A 690-nucleotide genomic window follows, 5' to 3' on the forward strand; every position below is an offset into this window, starting at 1 on the left:
ACACGTCGGTCGCCCCGGGACCGCTCACGGCGTTCGGGTTGCTGTGGTAGACCGCGTTGCCGTTGGCGTCCAGCGTCAGGTAACCGTAGGTGCCATTGATCTGAGTGTTGAGGCCGCCAACAGCCGAGGTCGAGGTGTCTGAACCGGCACGCACGCCGACCACCGCGCCCCCTGCGGCGAGGCCATCGGCGCCGCCGACGTCGTTCCACAACACGTTGCCACTGACGGTGCCGCCTTCGGCGACCGAAGTCTCGTCGGCATGAGCAGTCGGCAGGTCATCGACGATGTTGACCACGATGGTGCTGGTAGTGCTGTTGCCCAGGGCGTCGGTGGCTTGGTAGGTGAAGGTTTCACTCAAGGTGTTGGCGCCGTCGTTCGCCTGCGGCGTGGTGCTTGGCGGCGAGGTCAGCGTGTAGGTGTAGGAGCCATCGGGATTGAGCAGGATCTGCCCGTAGGTGCCAGTGGCGCTGCCGACCAAGGTGTAGGTGATCGCACCGACCGCGCCGCTGACCGAACCGACCAGCGTGCCGCTGGCGGTTTCGCCCGTGTTGCCCGGCAGGCTCCCGGTAACGGTGCCGGGCGCCAGATCCTGGCCATCCTGGTTCAGGTCGAGGGCTTTTTCGTAGACGGTCACGTCGCTGTCGCTGACCGCTTGGATGCTGCTGTTGTGCACATCGATGGTGATGGTGG

At 65.5% G+C, this 690-nt stretch carries 1 protein-coding gene; it reads right to left on the reverse strand.

The features are described 5' to 3' along the window. The coding region (locus tag E3W21_RS28785) for a VCBS domain-containing protein (RefSeq protein ID WP_218570184.1) at positions 1–690 on the reverse strand (690 nt) is incomplete at both ends.

It is taken from the genome of Pseudomonas sp. F01002 (assembly GCF_004402115.1).
Taxonomy (GTDB): domain Bacteria; phylum Pseudomonadota; class Gammaproteobacteria; order Pseudomonadales; family Pseudomonadaceae; genus Aquipseudomonas; species Aquipseudomonas frigoris.